This window comes from Catenibacillus scindens, assembly GCF_014202115.1.
Lineage (GTDB): Bacteria > Bacillota > Clostridia > Lachnospirales > Lachnospiraceae > Catenibacillus > Catenibacillus scindens.
Genome location: NZ_JACHFW010000003.1, coordinates 24063 through 40040, shown reverse-complemented (window position 1 = coordinate 40040; position 15978 = coordinate 24063). Strand labels below are relative to the sequence as shown.

The window sequence follows — 15978 nt, the reverse complement described above, 5'->3', positions numbered from 1 at the left end:
AAGATGGACAAAAAGTTGATTGGAGCGATTATGGCTTTTTCGTTGGCAGGGAGTCTCCTGTTTTCCGGATGTTCCTCTAAAAATCAGAATACCGGAGAACAGACGGCGGAGGAAAGCATGATCCAGGATGTGGAAAGTGAAGTGACACTGGGGGAATATAAGGGACTGCCGGTGACCGTGGAGAAGCTTCCCGATGTGACCGACGATGAGGTGACGGATGCGGTTATGGCCGCGGTGGAAAATGCTTCTGTTACAGGGGAGATCACAGACCGGGCCGTGGCTTCCGGGGACACGGTGAACGTGGATTACACCGGATACATGGATGGGGAGGAGATCCCAGAGTCTTCTGTGGAAGACTATAATATCCTTATCGGCTCCGGCGTGTTTTTTAACGGGGCAGAAAGCAGCCTGATCGGTGTTATGCCGGGGGAGACGGCAAATATTTCTGTCACTTACCCGGAAGGCTATCCCCAGGAAGATCTTGTGGGAAAAAATGCTGTTTACCAGGTGACGGTGAATTATATTGTTTCAGAGGAGCAGGCAGAGCTGACCGATGAATTTGTGTCCCAGATCTCTGACTGCCAGACGGTAGATGAGTACCGGCAGATGGTCCGGGAGGCTCTTGAGACAAGCCGGGAAAATGAGCGGGAGCAGAACAGAAGAAACGCTGTGTGGGACAAAGTTTTGGAGAATGCCCAGGTGGTGGCCTATAATTCCGGGGAAGTCCAGGAAATTGTTGACCAGTACACAAGCTATGATCAGTCCGCAGCTCGGGATTTTGAAATGTCCCTGGAAGATTATGTTCAGACTTATCAGGGCGTGACTATGGATGAATACACAGCCGCTATAGAAGATATCGCAAAACAGGAGATTAAAGAGCGTCTGGTCATTGACGCCATCGCCCAGGCGGAGAATATTAATGGGGATAATGCCACAGATGAAGAGATTCAGAAGTGTTCACAGCAGCAGGGCTATGACGCGGTGGACGCTTATAAACAGGATCGTGGCAGCGATGGTATGGCAGAGGACGTAAAGGGCCTGCGGGTGGTGGACTTTGTTGTAGATTCCGCCCAGATTACAGAAGAGTAAAATTTTGGAAGGAGGAATTTTATGTCCAAGAGAAAAAAAGGAGGAAATCACCTGGGTGTAGTCATCGGTATTACCGTCGTTCTTGTGGCGGTCTTTGTGGCCTTTGCTGTCTACGCCTGGATATATCTGTTCCGGGAAGACAGCCAGGCGGCAACCCAGGCGGTCTATGATGCTTATGTAGATGATGTGACTAATGGCAACTATGGACAGATTTACAGTCTGGTCCATGAAGATATCCAGGCCACTGTGGATGAGGAGACAGTGACGGCCCGCTATACAAATATTTTTAACGGTATCAGCGCTGAAAATATCACCTTTACCCTTCTGGAGAGCCGGGAGGGTGAGGATGACGAGGGCTGGTATTACCGCTATCAGATGACGGTGGACACGCCTGCGGGAACTCTGGATAATACATATACGATGCAGATCTGCCGGGATTCTCAGAGAGAATACAAGATCATGTGGAGTTCCAACCTGATCTTCCCACAGTTGGATGATACAGACACAGTGAGGGTCAATACTCTGGAAGCAAAGCGCGGGACCATTTACGACGTCAATGGTAATATTCTGGCCTGTGACGGGGAGGGCGCCAGCGTGGGATTGGTTCCGGGGAAAATGTCAGAAACCACAAGGGATGAAGATATTGCGGCACTCGCTGAACTGTTGGAAGTGTCTGTGGATTATATTAATGAGCAGCTTAGCGCCCAGTGGGTGACTGATGATGTATTTGTTCCAATCCGTTCCATTGCGGCGGATAACCAGGATTTAATTGACCAGGTGATCCAGATCTCCGGTGTCATGGTAAATTCCACAAGTGCCAGAGAATATCCTTATGGAGCTACATTGGCCCATCTGACCGGCTATGTCCAGGCTATTAGTGCTGAGGAGCTGGAAACCATGGCGGATCAGGGCTATGACAGCAACAGTATTGTAGGAAAAAGCGGCCTGGAACAAATTTATGAATCTTATTTAAGAGGCACAGAGGGCTGTGAGATCCTTATCCTCAACAGTGACGGGTCTGTGAAGGAAACTCTCGGATATCAGGCGGCGGTGGATGGCCAGGATGTTCATCTGACCATTGACACCAACTTGTGCCAGATTTTATATGAACAGCTTGGCGATGATAATGGACTGGCCGTAGCCATGAACATGAAGACCGGAGCCATACTATCCCTTGTCAGCACGCCGTCCTATAATCCCAATGAGTTTGTGGCCGGCATTACCAACAGCAGTTGGGAGGCATTAAGCTCAGATGAAGATTTGCCTCTGTATAACCGCTATACATCCACATGGGTGCCCGGTTCGTCTTTTAAACCGATTACAGCGGCTATCGGATTGGATAACGGAACCATTGATCCCGATGAAGTTTCACCAAGCAACGGGCTGAGCTGGCAGAAGGACAGCAGTTGGGGGGACCTTTTTGTGACGACCCTGGAAACTTACGGAGATGTGACTCTGCAGAAAGCCCTGGCTTATTCAGATAACATTTATTTTGCCCAGCAGACATTAAATATGGGCCGCCAGGCATTTATCGACGGCCTGACAAAAGTGGGATTTGGCGAGAGCCTGCCTTTTGCCATGTCACTGGGGACTTCCTCTTACGGTTCACTGGAGGAATCTTCCGATGAAGTTATGCTTGCCAACAGCGGTTACGGACAGGGGGAGATGCTTGTCAATCCGATCCACCTGGCCTCCATGTATTCCGCTTTTATGAATGATGGAAATATGCTTCTTCCATATCTTGTGACCAACAGCGAGGAATTGGGCCAAGAGGCGGTTACTCCCGGAACTTACTGGAAAACCAATGTATTCAGTGCCCAGTCTGCTCAGATTGTCAACGAGGATCTGAGAACGGTCATCAGCGAAGGAACGGGAACCCAGGCGTTATCCGCCGGAGTTACCCTCGCCGGAAAGACCGGTACCGCAGAGATTAAAGATTCCCAGGATGATACCAACGGCACTGCTCTTGGATGGTTTGTAGCCTATGAAATTGATAATACCGATGACCCTATATTAATTTTGATGATGGTGGAAGACGTTCTTGACAGGGATGGCAGTCACTATGTTGTGCCTAAAGTGGCAGAGGCATTCACACAGTACCGCAGCGGCACAGATTAACGCTTTTTATATAAGATTATTTCAGGGTCAGCTCCGTTACAGCCATACTCACATACGAGGATATAATGCTTATCAGCGACAACGCCAAAGCACCTTTAGCAAGCCCTTTGATTTCAAGCGCGTTAATTTCTGAAATTAAGCGCGCTTTAAATCTCAGAAATCCATTTTTTCCGTCTTGCTCAATACATTCGGCGGCAATGCAGCTTTTGCCCAAAGGATGTCCTTTTATATTTTGGCAGCCGCCGCATTCTGTCCGGTGGCTGCACTGGCTGCAGCAGTTTGTACCACAAAGTGATTGCATATCTATATCTCCTAAATTCATAATTATCCAGAATGACGTATTTTCTTGTCAGGTTCCGGATATGGTTGACGCAGAGTTATTGTCAATGGAGTAATAAATCAGGGCATTGTAAATTGCTGTCACGCTTTCGTCGGAGATCACGTACTTTCCATTGTCACTCAGAAAAACATTTACTATGACGGTCACTGGCTCCCGGTAGGTGGGGGCGGCGGCGTATTCTGTGAGAAGCTGGATCAGGGGCGACAGATATTCTCTCGTAAATTCCTCGTCTGTGTAGTCCTGAAATTCATAATTGTTATTTCTCTGGCGAAATTCCTGGTTAAAGGCGAGAAATTCAGGATACAGCCCATTGTACACGTCCAGAGGTTCTATATTAATAGTTACATTGCCGTCCCGGTCAGATTCATTCACCGTGTAGCGGACCTGGCTGTACAGCTCCTTAATGGCCTGCGCGATCTGATCCAAAAGATCGTTGGGAATGACGTCATCCTGGGAAAGCCCGGCATACCGGAGAAAAACTTCCGTTTCATGCTGGATAAAGTCATTGTAATCGGACTCGATCTCACCCACAGTGGAATCGGTGATCCGGGCATATTCTTCAAACTTCCCTTTGTATGTGGCGTCCAGCATATCCTGTATATATCCGGAACGGTCAAAAAACTGGGAACATCCGGAAGAAAACACCAAAAGTATGGCCGATAGGAGCAATAACATCTTACATTTTATATGTTTCATAGATATCACCTTTTATCAAGATATTTTCCCTGTTATGGGGAACCGTATCAGTACATGAGTAATTATTTCTAGTATAAAACTCGCAAGTTATTCCAGTCAAGCCCTTGTTCCCAGGGCTTATGTCTGGTATGATAAATTCATTGCGGGGCTTCACCCCTGTCCGATACTTATAAAAACCTTTTTGCAGCCATTTTTGCGGCGGCATTACCACTGAGAAAGGGATGTTTATGGAAAACCAGGAAAAACTTTCAAATCCGAAAAAGACCATAGAGATTATTCAGAAATATAAATTTAATTTTCAGAAAAAATTCGGCCAGAATTTTCTTATTGACGGTCACGTATTAAATAAGATCATCGCAGGGGCCAATGTGACCGGGGATGACATGGTTCTTGAGATCGGCCCCGGTATCGGCACAATGACCCAGTATCTGGCGGAAAACGCCCGGCAGGTAGTGGCTGTGGAGATCGACGCCAACCTTCTTCCTATTTTAGACGAAACCCTCAAGGAATATGATAACGTCAAGATTATCCACGGGGATATTTTAAAGCTGGATATTCGGGCGCTGGCCGATGAGTACAATGATGGACGGCCTATAAAGGTTGTGGCCAATCTGCCCTATTATATTACAACGCCCATTATTATGGGATTGTTTGAGAGTCATGTTCCTGTGGAAAATGTGACGGTGATGGTCCAGAAAGAAGTGGCCCGGAGAATGGAGGCCGGACCGGGGACAAAGGATTACGGGGCACTGTCTCTGGCCGTTCAGTATTATGCCAAGCCCTACATTGTGGCCAATGTGCCCTGCAACTGTTTTATGCCCCGGCCCAACGTGGATTCGGCGGTTATCCGCCTGACGTGCCATGAAAAGCCGCCGGTTTGCGTGGAGGACGAGCATCTCATGTTTCGTATGGTTCGTGCGGCCTTTAATCAGCGCCGCAAAACTCTGGTCAACGCCCTGAGCAACTCGCCGGAAATCACCGCCTCAAAAGATCAGATTCAGAAATCTCTGGCCATTGCCGGCCTGCCGGCCACGGTTCGTGGGGAAGCTCTATCTCTGGAGCAATTCGCCCAGTTGGCCAACGTGCTGTCCGGGGAGTTGTGATCTATGGAGAAAGAGAATAGCGGAAAAGAGATAATGCCAAATGGGGAGAGTGACTTATGGAAGTTACTCTCCCCTAAAAAATTTTTTAAAGATGTTAAATCTAAATTATTCTTTTACGTATCTATTTCTTCAGCAATTTCTTGTATAGCGTTGACAATGGATTCAATTTTTGAGATATAATCTTCAACGAAATCTTTTGCAATATCAGTTTGTTCTGCAGAGGCGTGGCTTCTGTCGTTTTGATGTGCTATTTCATTTCTTCGACGAAAGAGCATTGTTATAGTTTCTTTTCCAATTCTTATCGATTCTTGCTGATTTTCACTAGGAAAAGCCCTTTCCATAGTTTTGTTAAACTGTATGCCAATGAGGTTTAACTGATCCCTTATGCTTTCAAACGATAAAAATACATCCCTGCTAAAACGATTATTCAGATATTCAAAAAACCAATCACTCGATTGTAAAGTAGCTATAGCATTTTCTACTTTTTTCATAGGAATCTGAAACTACATATATTTCTCAGTTTTTGGCCACCTTCCGGAAAACATTCTAACTAAACCTCATCCATACTCCCTACAAAATGTTGTTTAATCTCAGACAGCGAGAATTGGATGGGTGTTGGCACAGGGCGCGCATCTCGTGTATTTTCTGCACGTGGAGTAAGTGAAATATTTCTATATGCCATATCATCACCCCACTTACATATCGGATGAGATTACATTGGCAAAATTAAGGTTTAGCATTGGAATGGCGCCATATTTCCCTGCGATATAACCTTTTCCAAAGTTTTCATCTTTTCGAACATTTTTAATTTCTGTAAGCGAAAATAAGTCAGTTGAACGATCTGAGGATTTGTTTTCTGTAAACCAGATCTGATCGCGTCTGAACAAATCCAAATTTAATAAACCTGTCTCGTGAGTTGTAAAAATCAGTTGAGCAGGCTTGCTTCCATGAGTGGTGATGAATTGTTTTACTAATCCAAAAAGAAGCGATTCGTGCAAGTTTGATTCAAGTTCGTCGCAGACCAATACTTTTCCGTTAACCATAATATCTATAAATGGACATAATAATCCAAAAAGTTTCTTTATGCCCGTGGATTCTTCTGAAATCAAATCTGTTTCAAATTCTTCATATAAAATCTTAGCAGAAATTGCATCTACTTTCTGCTGTAAAAGAATTTTTTTGAATTCATCTGATAAAAAAGGAGGAAGATGCGAAACATCAAAATCTTCTTTTTTAATATCAATTTGAATATCTTTAATTCCAGTGCCAAGTGCATCTAAAAATTTTAAAACTGTTGCCTTTATTTCTGCGTTAGTGTTAATTTGATGTAGTGAGTAGTTCATCCAATTGTCTTGGTTGATTGAACTATAAATTACCAACTCTTCATTGAAAAAGCGATATGCAGCAGTTACTTCATCAACAGAACTAAAATTTGCAGCACAGGAAAGCATCAAACGATTGGGTTTAAGGACATCCTTGCAGTTGTTAAAACGATTGCGAAAATTACGTCCCGCTGAATACGATTCGCCTGCGCGTTCGAAAACTTTTGTTTGACGGCCCTTGGGAAAATAATAAAGATATTCTTCTGTCACGAGCATATTCCTCAATGAAAAACCAAATGCGTAGCGAACTCCATCAACTATAAATTGAATTTTATAATTGCTTTTTTGGTCGTAGCTTTCCAATTTATGAGGTACTTGTAAAATTCCCTGCCCTGGTTGATGGGTAATGCTATTTGCAACAAGGTTTTTTACAAAAGCTATTGCATCTATTAAGTTGCTTTTGCCTGAGCCGTTTGCGCCATAGATAACAGATGACTTTAGGACCTCGATATCTGCCACTTTTTCTATATTTTCTGCGTGGGTTTTGTCCGATCCTGCAATTGCGGAAAAAAGAACTTCATCTCTAATTGATCTGTGATTAGAACAGCTAAACTCCAATAACATTGCGCATCCTCCTTTTAAAAAATATTATATCATGTATTTTACCGTTTAACAATTTGATTTGTGGTTTTTTTGCAAATATTTAAGTTAAATGTATTAAAATTACATGTAATATACTTTCATTTTACAATTATCTTTCGTACTTATCAATAGAATTATGCTTTCTATCATTGCTTGTCTTCTCTAGTGTTTATGTTAAATAAGGTAAATTCATTGACACACTCCATATATCGTGCTATGATATATAACGAAGCACGATATATTTTGCCTGTGATAAAGGCAGCAGATAAGGAAGGAGATGCTTATGGAAAAATATGAACCGCTGACGGAAACAAGTTTTTACATTCTCCTCTGTCTGTCTGCCGGCGCCGGATACGGCTACAATATTATGAAGATGACAGACGAGTTGTCCGGCGGCACTCTCCATTTAGGACCCGGCACATTGTACGGCGCTCTGGGAAAGATGCAGAAAAAGGGCTGGATTGTCCAGACCTGGCAGGAGGAAAGCAGGAAAGGCTATGCCCTGACCCAAAAGGGGGGGGAGGTTCTGGACAGAGAAATCCATCGCCTTGAGCAGATGCTTGTGTGTGCCAGGACGGTGGCTTCCTGTAAGAAGGAAGGGACCCAGACCGCCGCCTGGGAAGACGGCGAAGGGACAGAACCTACTTAACACCAGGCACAATCTGCTTCAGAAAGAGAGGTTTTATGATCGAGATAAAAAATCTGACCAAAATTTACAAGCTGAGTAAAAAGCAGCAAAAAGAACACAAGACAAAAGATACCCAGAAAAAAGCGGTGGACGATCTTTCGCTGACCGTAGATAGGGGGGAGATCTTCGGACTTCTCGGCACTAACGGTGCAGGAAAGACCACAACTCTCAGATGTCTGGCAACATTGCTGAAACCTACCTCCGGCTCTATCTCCATTGACGGGCTGGACGTCTGCCGGGACTCAGAAAAAGTGCGGGCAAAGATCAGTTTTCTTACCAATGAGATTAAAATGGATCCGTATTTTACGCCGGACTATCTGTTTTCCTTTTTTGGACGGCTCCGGGGCATGGATAATTCTCTGGTGGAAGCCCGGAAAAAGGAACTTTTTGAATATTTCGGCATTACAGATTTTAAAAATAAAAAAGTGGAAGAACTTTCCACAGGTATGAAACAGAAAGTTTCCATTGCGGTCAGCCTTGTCCATGATCCGGAAATAATTATTTTTGATGAGCCCACCAACGGCCTGGATATTATTACGGCCCGTGCTGTGCTGGATTATCTCCGTATGGAAAAAGAGCAGGGGAAAACCGTTATTGTCTCCACCCATGTGATGTCGGAAGCTCAGAAACTGTGCGACCGAATTGCTATTATTATTGACGGCCGCCTGGCGGCTATGGGAACGCTGGAAGAACTGGAAGCGCAGACGCAGACATCTGATCTTGAAGATGCCTTCTTTGAGTTTTACAGACAGAATGTGAAGGAGGCATAAATTATGAGAGGGTTAAAAGTTGTATTTAATAAAGAAATGCGCCGGGTTTTCAGAGAGCCTAAGATGCTCTTTTCTCTCTTTATCCTTCCGGTGATCTTAATGATCGGCATGTACGCTCTGATGGGCTATCTGGCGCAGAGCATGACTCAGGATATTGAATCTCACAAGTCCATTGTGTATGTGGAAAATATGCCGGAGGAGATCAGTCCCTACCTGGACGACTTCTTTTCCCAGGCTGAGATGACAGTCTTTGATGCTTCGGCAGATCTGGACTCTATGAAAGAGCAGGTAGCCCAGGGAAATATTGACCTGATTATGATTTTCCCTGAAAATTTCATGGAACAGGTGGAAAATTACACCGAGGGAAGCGCTGTCCCGGATATCCAGGTCTTTTACAATCCGTCGGAAGACTATTCCAACGAAGCATGGACGAGGCTGAACGCGGCGCTGGACGGCGTACTGCGACCATCCCTTCTTGAAGAACGGATCGGCGATCTTGGAATGCTTACTATATTTACGGTAAATGCCCAGGGCGGCGGAGAGATTATTGACGAACAGCGGGCGGCGGGACAGATTTTATCCATGCTTCTGCCTTATCTCATTACTATCCTGTTGTTTGCCGGAACGATGAGCCTTGGAACAGACACCATCACCGGCGAGAAAGAGCGGGGAACTATGGCGAGTATGCTCGTAACCCCGGTGCGCCGCAGCGACATTGTCCTTGGAAAGCTTTTGGCGCTCACATGTATGTCCATGCTTAGCGCTGTGATCTACATTGTAGCGCTGGTCATTGCAATGCCCCAGGCTCTTGGTACAGGAAATATGGCCATTGGGTTTACCCCGTCCCAGGTGATCATGATTATTATTTTAATGATTCTTCTGGCCTTTTTCTACGTCTCCCTTGTGGGACTGGTGGCCGTTCTGGCGAAGACTATGAAGGAAGCAACCACGTACATCAGTCCATTATATATTATCGTTATTGTTGCCGGCATGATTACCATGCTGTCAACATCCGGAGGGCATGACACATGGGAATATGTGGTGCCGGTTTACAATGTGTCTCTCGCCCTGGGTGAAATTTTTACCCGTGAGCTGACCGTGATACATTTTGTACTGACGGCTGGAAGCACGCTGGTATTTAGCGCCATCCTTTCAGGCATCATTATTAAAGCATTTAACAGTGAGCATTTTATGTTCAACGCCTGACCGCGTAATACTTACGGCATGGCAGATGCGGAAAATAAATTCCGGTCTGCCATGCTTTTTTTGCGATATGTCCGGAGAGGCGCTGCGTGTCAGCGGCACGCGTTTAGCGCCGACCAAAGCGGAGAACGTCGAGCGGAAAATCCGCAATACCTCAATGAATAAATTGGTGTTCCCAGGCATAAAGTAGTGTATATCCAAACAGGGTGTGGCCACAGAATAGAGGAGGAGTGCGTATGGCTGGGTATCATCGGTTTATTTCATATATATATCTTTATGAACAGGGAAATAAGACAATGAACACCGGGTTCGCAAAGGTGGAGAGCCGCAACGGTCAGTGCCGTATTACCATTTCTATGAAAAATATGTACCATAAAAGCGATGTGAGATTTTTAGCCTACATGTTTGTGCGCCGGGAAGGCCGTCTCATGGGTATTTATCTTGGAAATCTGGTCACCCAGAACAATACCGGGGAACTGGACGCGGTGACAGATTCGGAAAATATTGAAGGGTCCGGCTATACGTTGGAAGATGTTAAAGGAATGATTATCCGGGGAGACAATGGGAAAATTTACGGTACAGGCTGGGACGACGAGGCTTTGAACGTGGAAACATTTGCGCCGTTGGGGGAGGAACCGGCAGAAGCCTATAGGGACGAGCCGGAAAAAGAAGCCGAAGCGGCACAGACGGGGAGGACACTGTTTTCCGCTGAAGATATAGAGATGAGCGCAGCGGCGCCGGTATTGACAGAAAAGGAGGAGATTAGGATAACGCCGGCATTGGCAGAAGAGGAGGAGAGCGCGCCGGCATCGGAGGGAGAGGAGGCGAGTGGGCAGGTATCGGCAGAGGGCGGAGAGTCCCGGGAAAGGCCGCAGCAGAAAACGGCCTTTGACGCTTTCCGCCATTTTGGCGACTCTGATCTCCCTGAAAAGCTGGACAGCACTGTGCCTATAGAAGCCGCGGAATTTTCGAACGGGGAGATGGCTGAAACGGCAACAGTGCCGCCAGAGACGGAAGCGGGAGCAGAAGTACAGCCATCTGCCGAAACAGGCGTGGAAAATGGCGGCAATGAGGAAGTCGGCGGCAGCCAGTCCCCTATGGAAAAGATCATGGATCAGGGAATGCGCATGTTTCCCTTTGACGACGACCAGATTACCGCCTGTGTCCGCATGGAACCCCAGGATATCGGCATGCTGCCAATGAAATACTGGCGGCTGGCCGGCAACAGCTTTCTCCTCCACGGATATTACAGCTACCGCCATCTGATCATGGCCCGGAGAAATGATGGCACATTTATTTTCGGCATTCCCGGTGTGGATTATGAGCGGGAGCGGTTTATGGCCCGGATGTTTGGCTTTAACCAGTTTAAACCGGTGAGGGCCAGCGCCATAGGGCCAGGGCAGTTCGGCTACTGGTACATGGAGCTGGCATAAAAGGGGGGATGCCGCGGGCATCCCCCTGTGCGCCCCCCGTTCGGGGAAAATAATAGGAAATACATATTGGAGCATAAGTCTGGTTGATTTTGCGCTGTGGAATGGATATACTATAGGTAAAATTAAGCTTGATGACGATTTGGAGCGGAGTTTTTATGAGCGGCAAACTGTTAATGAAAACTAGAGCGTTAGAGAACTTCAGCGACAAATAGACTCAGCATTATTTCTGCGTTTGGCAGTAAGCAGGGATAAAGAAGGAATTTTATCATTAGCACAACGAGGAATCGAGGTTCAGAAACCAGAGGATGTTATAAAAAACACATATACATTAGAATTTTTAAATCTGGCGGAATCAAATCAGTATACGGAAAGCGATTTGGAACAAAGATTAATTGATAATCTCCAAAAATTTCTTTTGGAATTGGGGAAAGGTTTTACTTTTATATGTATTTGGGATATTTCGCTATGGAAGAGAATATGCCGGATGATAATGCCCCGATCGGTATTATCATGAGTAGAAATAAAGATGAATTGCTAGTGGAGTACGCAACTTATGGTATGGACAGTAATCTGTTTGTTTCAAAGTATGAGTTATATTTGCCAAATAGAGAAGACTTAGAACGATTGGTATTTAATATATTAAAAGATAATTTTGAAAAGTCATAGTTATTTTGATAAAAGACGTTTTTTTATAAGGGGGGACAGTCCCTAATTTTTAAATAATCAGTGGGAACGCACGGCGAAGATCCTGTGGATCTCTACGCCGCCGTCATTTTAATGGGATATTAAGGGAGTGGACAAGCGGAAGATGAATAAATTAATTGAATTGAAAAACCTTACGAAAAATTTTGAAGATCAGCAGGTGCTTCGGGGCATTAACCTGGATATTTATGAAAATGAATTTCTCACCCTTTTAGGGCCCAGCGGCTGCGGAAAGACGACGACTCTGCGGATTATCGCCGGGTTTGAGGAACCCAGCGACGGCCAGGTATTGTTTAACGGCATTGAAATTTCCAAAGTGCCGCCTTATAAGCGGGAAGTCAACACTGTGTTTCAGAAGTATGCCCTGTTTCCCCATATGAATGTTTTTGAAAATATTGCCTTTGGCTTGAACATTAAGAAAATGGACAAAAATGTGATCCGGCAGAAGGTGGAGCGGATGTTAAAGCTTGTGGGGCTGGAAGGCTTTGGTAGCCGGGATGTGACCCTTCTTTCCGGCGGGCAGCAGCAGAGAGTGGCCATTGCGCGGGCCCTTGTCAATGAACCTAAAGTGCTGCTTTTAGACGAGCCTTTGGGAGCCCTGGACGCGAAAATGCGCAAAGATATGCAGCGGGAGCTGAAAAAGATCCAGCAGGAGGTGGGGATCACCTTTATTTACGTGACTCATGACCAGGAGGAGGCCCTGTCTATGTCCGACACAGTGGTGGTTATGAATGACGGGGAGATCCAGCAGATCGGATCGCCAACAGATATTTACAACGAGCCGGAAAACCGGTTTGTTGCCAGTTTTATCGGTGAGTCCAATATTATTGATGGAATTATGATCAAAGATTACCTGGTAGAGTTTGACGGCTTCCAGTTTGAATGTGTGGACAAAGGCTTTGAGGACAACGAGGCTATTGAGGTTGTCCTTCGCCCTGAGGATCTGGATATTGTGGAGCCGGACCGGGCCAAGATCACAGGGACAGTCCGCTCAGTCACTTTTAAAGGGGTCCATTATGAGATCCTTGTGGAAACATCTGCGCGTACTTATATGATCCACACAACAGATTTCGCCCCGGTGGGACGGGAAGTGGGCCTTCTTTTTGGCCCTGAGGATATCCATGTCATGTGCCGGATGGGAGGATACTAATGAAGCATTTTAGAAAATTAACTTATCCCTATATTTTGTGGTCGGCCCTGATGATCGCGGTGCCGTTGATCCTTATTGCCCTCTACGCTTTTACCACCAGCGGGAATGAAGTAAAAACATTGAATTTCACTCTGGACAATTTCGCAAAGATCATTGAGCCTACATACCTGAATGTGTTCTGGAAATCCGTGAAGATGGGCGTTGTCACAACGGTGATCTGCCTTGTGGTGGGCTATCCCCTGGCTTATATTATCGCTAGATGCCGGGAGGAAGTTCAGGGACTTCTGATTTTAGGCGTGACTATCCCTACATGGATCAACATGCTTTTGCGCACTTACGCATGGATGAATCTGCTGGCGGACCATGGCATTGTCAATAACATTCTGGGCAAACTTGGCCTTGGGCCGCTGAGTCTTATGTATACGGATTTTTCCGTGATCCTTGGGATGGTCTGTAATTTTCTGCCGTTTATGATCATTCCTATTCACACCTCATTAAGCAAAATGGATCATTCTCTTATTGAAGCGGCTTACGATCTGGGGGCTAATCCCGTCCAGACCTTTCAGAAGATCATTTTAAAAATGTCCATGCCCGGTGTCCTCAACGGATGCCTGATGGTGTTTCTTATGTCCATCTCTACCTTTGTCATTCCAAAGCTCCTTGGCGGCGGACAGTATGTCCTCATCGGCAATCTCATTGAGAGCCAGTTTATATCTGTGGGCGACTGGAATTTCGGCAGTGCCATTTCCCTGCTGTTAGCGGCGGTCATTTTGATCTTTATGAAAGTTATGAAAAAAATCGACACGAAAGAGAACTAGGAGGGGCAGATGAAAAGATTAAGACGTTTTTTATCAAGATTTTATATGGCCCTGTGCTTTATATTTTTCTACCTGCCGATCCTGGTCACAGTGATATATTCCTTTAATTCGTCAAAATCGCTGACCAATTTTACCGGGTTTTCACTGCGCTGGTACGAAGATCTTCTGTCCAACAGTGAGATCATGTCGGCAGTTTATGTATCGGTGACTGTGGCGCTGCTGTCCACGGTGATCTCTACAGTTCTGGGGACGATGACGGCCCTGGGACTGTCAAAGTCAAGAAAGTTTTTAAGAGAATATCTCCTTAACGTAAATAATATCCCTATCCTGAATCCGGATATTGTCTCAGCTATATCCCTGATGCTGCTATTTTCATCCATAGGGATGCCCAAAGGCTACTGGACCATGCTTCTGGCCCACATCAGCTTCTGCACCCCCTTTGTGATCACAAGCGTGTATCCCAAAGTGCGCAGTCTTGACCCAAATCTTGCCAACGCGGCTATGGATCTTGGGGCCACGCCTTTCCAGGCGCTGACTAAAGTCATCCTGCCAATGATCCGTCCCGGCGTGTTTGCCGGCGCTCTCCTGGCATTTACGATGTCTTTTGACGACTTTGTTATTTCCTATTTTGTGTCGGGAAATGGGGTAAAAAATATTTCCATCATTGTGTATAATATGACCAAACGGATCAATCCAACGATTAACGCCCTGTCTACCATTGTGATTGTGGTCATTGTGGTAATTCTTCTTTGTGTCAATGTTATCCCGGTGATCCGGAAAAAGAAGAAAAATACGGAAAATTCCTACTCAAAGCACAGGAAACGTACATATATTGGGGCGGCAGCAGCCTGCCTGATCATTGTCTGTCTTGTGGCGGGGATTTGGGCGGCCGGAAAAGGCGGCAAAAAAACACTGTATGTGTACAATGCCGGGGAGTACATTGATCCGGATCTGCTGACGCAGTTTGAAGATGAATATGACTGTACGGTCATCTACGACACTTTCGAATCCAATGAAATGATGTACACAAAGTTAAGCAGCGGTGAGCGCTACGATGTTCTTGTGCCGTCAGACTATATGATTGAGCGGCTGATACGGGAGGAATATCTCCAGCCCATTCAGTGGGATAGGATCACCAATAAAGACGGACTTATGTCTGAGGTGATGGATAAAAGCTATGATCCGGGCAATGTCTATTCGGTGCCATATTTCTGGGGGACGGTGGGGATTCTTTACGATACCACTCAGGTTAGCTCTGAAGATATTTCCCAGGGCTGGGATGTTTTGATGAATCCAAAATATAAGGGGAATCTCTATATGTATGACAGTGAGCGGGATTCCTTTATGGTGGCATTAAAAGCCCTTGGCTATTCTATGAACACCCACAATGAGGAGGAGATCCAGAAAGCCTACGACTGGCTTATTGCCCAGCGGGATACGATGAACCCGGTTTACGCCGGGGACGATGTGATCGACAATATGATCAGCGGAAATAAGGCCCTGGCCATTGTTTATTCCGGCGATGCTTCCTATATTATGAGTGAGAATGAAAATATGGATTATTATACGCCGGGGCAGGGGACCAATCTCTGGTATGACGCCATGGTGATCACAAAAGACTGTCAGGAGACAGAACTGGCCCATCAGTTTATTGATTTTATGCTCAGAGACGATGTGGCCCTGGCAAATACAGAATATGTAGGTTACACTTCCGTTGTTGCATCCGCCTATGAGGCCATGCAGGAGACAACTTACGCGGGGATCGGGGCTTACGTTCCGGATATCCATGGGGCTAATAATGAGATTTTTGTATATCAGGATACAGAAATAAAACAATTGTTTGCTGAGCTGTGGACAAAGGTGAAAGCACAATAATAGGTTAAAAGACCGGCAATATGATAAAA

The 15978-nt window shown here is 45.7% G+C and carries 14 protein-coding genes and 1 pseudogene; 11 read left to right on the top strand and 4 right to left on the bottom strand.

The genetic code is table 11. The features are described 5' to 3' along the window. Nucleotides 1-3 precede the first annotated feature (3 nt). Both HNP82_RS05080 and HNP82_RS05075 read left to right on the top strand, forming a co-directional pair. Nucleotides 4-1089 (top strand): trigger factor, encoded by a 1086-nt coding sequence (locus tag HNP82_RS05080; RefSeq protein ID WP_183772184.1) that lies wholly within the window; start codon nucleotides 4-6, stop codon nucleotides 1087-1089. Between the two features lie 21 nt (nucleotides 1090-1110). Continuing rightward, nucleotides 1111-3207, top strand: a complete 2097-nt coding sequence (locus tag HNP82_RS05075; RefSeq protein ID WP_183772182.1) for a penicillin-binding transpeptidase domain-containing protein — start codon at nucleotides 1111-1113, stop codon at nucleotides 3205-3207. 16 nt (nucleotides 3208-3223) lie between these two features. On the opposite strand, the gene HNP82_RS05070 is transcribed toward HNP82_RS05075, so the two are convergent. Continuing rightward, nucleotides 3224-3529 (bottom strand): hypothetical protein, encoded by a 306-nt coding sequence (locus tag HNP82_RS05070; RefSeq protein ID WP_243164653.1) that lies wholly within the window; start codon nucleotides 3527-3529, stop codon nucleotides 3224-3226. Between the two features lie 27 nt (nucleotides 3530-3556). Beyond that, nucleotides 3557-4243 carry a hypothetical protein gene (locus HNP82_RS05065; RefSeq protein WP_183772180.1) on the bottom strand — a complete coding sequence of 229 codons (687 nt, stop codon included), beginning with the start codon at nucleotides 4241-4243 and terminating at the stop codon, nucleotides 3557-3559. Between the two features lie 227 nt (nucleotides 4244-4470). Between HNP82_RS05065 and rsmA the strand changes: the two genes are divergently transcribed. After that, complete coding sequence (gene rsmA / locus HNP82_RS05060) at nucleotides 4471-5346, top strand: 16S rRNA (adenine(1518)-N(6)/adenine(1519)-N(6))-dimethyltransferase RsmA (RefSeq protein ID WP_183772178.1); 876 nt, start codon at nucleotides 4471-4473, stop codon at nucleotides 5344-5346. A gap of 113 nt (nucleotides 5347-5459) precedes the next feature. Here the strand turns inward: rsmA and HNP82_RS05055 are convergent, their stop codons facing one another. Together HNP82_RS05055 and HNP82_RS05050 are read right to left on the bottom strand one after the other, a co-directional pair. Continuing rightward, nucleotides 5460-5837, bottom strand: coding sequence for a HEPN domain-containing protein (locus tag HNP82_RS05055; RefSeq protein ID WP_243164652.1), 378 nt, complete (start codon nucleotides 5835-5837; stop codon nucleotides 5460-5462). 204 nt (nucleotides 5838-6041) lie between these two features. After that, the gene (locus HNP82_RS05050) at nucleotides 6042-7292 is read right to left on the bottom strand and encodes an AAA family ATPase (protein WP_183772176.1); all 1251 of its coding nucleotides are present in this window, start codon (nucleotides 7290-7292) and stop codon (nucleotides 6042-6044) included. Nucleotides 7293-7593: 301 nt separating this feature from the next. On the opposite strand from HNP82_RS05050, the gene HNP82_RS05045 reads away from it, so the two are divergent. The 8 genes and pseudogenes from HNP82_RS05045 to HNP82_RS05010 all read left to right on the top strand — a co-directional run bounded on the left by HNP82_RS05045 (nucleotide 7594) and on the right by HNP82_RS05010 (nucleotide 15949). Then, nucleotides 7594-7959, top strand: coding sequence for a PadR family transcriptional regulator (locus HNP82_RS05045; RefSeq protein WP_183772174.1), 366 nt, complete (start codon nucleotides 7594-7596; stop codon nucleotides 7957-7959). A gap of 35 nt (nucleotides 7960-7994) precedes the next feature. After that, the gene (locus tag HNP82_RS05040; protein ID WP_183772172.1) at nucleotides 7995-8768 is read left to right on the top strand and encodes an ABC transporter ATP-binding protein; all 774 of its coding nucleotides are present in this window, start codon (nucleotides 7995-7997) and stop codon (nucleotides 8766-8768) included. A gap of 3 nt (nucleotides 8769-8771) precedes the next feature. Further along, nucleotides 8772-9974 (top strand): ABC transporter permease, encoded by a 1203-nt coding sequence (locus HNP82_RS05035; RefSeq protein WP_183772171.1) that lies wholly within the window; start codon nucleotides 8772-8774, stop codon nucleotides 9972-9974. Between the two features lie 233 nt (nucleotides 9975-10207). Beyond that, nucleotides 10208-11404, top strand: a complete 1197-nt coding sequence (locus HNP82_RS05030; protein WP_183772169.1) for a hypothetical protein — start codon at nucleotides 10208-10210, stop codon at nucleotides 11402-11404. A 232-nt stretch (nucleotides 11405-11636) separates the two neighbouring features. Further along, a pseudogene (locus HNP82_RS05025) lies at nucleotides 11637-12070 on the top strand (PDDEXK nuclease domain-containing protein). Between the two features lie 142 nt (nucleotides 12071-12212). Beyond that, complete coding sequence (gene potA / locus HNP82_RS05020) at nucleotides 12213-13256, top strand: spermidine/putrescine ABC transporter ATP-binding protein (RefSeq protein ID WP_183772167.1); 1044 nt, start codon at nucleotides 12213-12215, stop codon at nucleotides 13254-13256. Beyond that, complete coding sequence (locus tag HNP82_RS05015) at nucleotides 13256-14074, top strand: ABC transporter permease (RefSeq protein WP_183772165.1); 819 nt, start codon at nucleotides 13256-13258, stop codon at nucleotides 14072-14074. Before potA ends, HNP82_RS05015 begins: the two co-directional genes overlap by 1 nt. Nucleotides 14075-14083: 9 nt before the next feature. Next, nucleotides 14084-15949, top strand: coding sequence for an extracellular solute-binding protein (locus tag HNP82_RS05010; RefSeq protein WP_183772163.1), 1866 nt, complete (start codon nucleotides 14084-14086; stop codon nucleotides 15947-15949). The last annotated feature ends 29 nt before the right edge of the window (nucleotides 15950-15978 follow it).